The following is a 1,193-nucleotide window of genomic DNA, read 5'->3' on the forward strand; positions in this document are numbered from 1 at the left end:
GATTAGGGTGTCAAAAGTATTTTCACCCCATTAATAATTCTCTCCAACTGAGGGTTGACTTCTGGTAAAATAGATACAGAATCAAAAGCAGTGGAGGCTACAAAACGATGTCATTTAAGACCAACAAAGAACAACAACTCACATTGGATGATCGCTTTTTACAGGTGGATGAACGGACAAAGAAATTTGTTTTGAGTTCCTGGGCAAAGGGTTTTTCAGAAATCATTTTCCCGGCGATCAACGAGGAACGGTTTTCGGTGTTGTACAGTGAAACCAAAGGATCCCGACCGAATAATCCAGTGAATGCGGTGGTTGGCTCGTTGATTTTAAAAGAACTGTTGCGTCTGACCGATGATGAGCTGTTGGCCAGTATTCTGTGTGATGTCCGGTTCCAGTATGCTCTCCACACGACGAGTTTCAAAGAGCAGCCCTTTAGTGACCGCACCTTCAGCCGCTTCCGGGAGCGACTCTATCTGTATACGCTGGAAACCGGAATCGATCTGCTTCAGGAAGAAATGGAATCCATGGCGGAAGCATTTCTGAATTACCTGAATATTGAACCATCCATGAAACGCATGGATAGTGTGATGGTGGCTTCAAACTGTAAAAAAATGACCCGGCTGGAAATCCTGTACACCTGTACCGCAAATATGATAAAGGCCATTCATCAAGCCGATAAAACCGCCGTTTATAAGGATCTGGCGCACTACCTGGAAGCCGAAGATCTCAATCGCACCATTTATCATCGAAAAAACGAAGATATTTCAGCACGTCTGCAGCAGGTGATTGATGATGCTACCCAGCTGATCGCCGAACTTGGAGACGATGCCTTTGAACTTCCCGAATATCAGCTGCTTCGTCGGGTACTCATGGAACAGACCGAACAGGATCGCACCGGAAAACCGATTCCAAAAGATAAAAAGTCCATCACCCCCGACAGCCTGCAGAATCCGTCAGATCCGGATGCAACCTTTCGGCGTAAAGCCGGGAAAAATCATAAAGGCTATGTGGGTAATATCATCGAAACCTTCGATGAACAGGGTGCCATCATTACCGGCTATGATTATGACATCAACAGCCACAGCGACAGTCAATTCTGCAAAGAAACAATCAGCAAGCTGGGACATCAGGATGAAGCGGCCACCTTGCTGGCCGATGGCGCCTATGCAAGCACCGGCAATCACGAACAGGCC

General features: G+C 46.7%; 1 protein-coding gene. It reads left to right on the plus strand.

The annotated features are described in order from the left end of the window. Window positions 1-107 precede the first annotated feature (107 nt). Window positions 108-1,193 (plus strand): transposase (locus GH808_RS15485; RefSeq protein WP_186843603.1); only part of this gene is annotated, 1,086 nt, incomplete at its 3' end.

It is taken from the genome of Acetobacterium fimetarium (genome assembly GCF_014284475.1).
In the GTDB taxonomy this organism is placed as follows: domain Bacteria; phylum Bacillota; class Clostridia; order Eubacteriales; family Eubacteriaceae; genus Acetobacterium; species Acetobacterium fimetarium.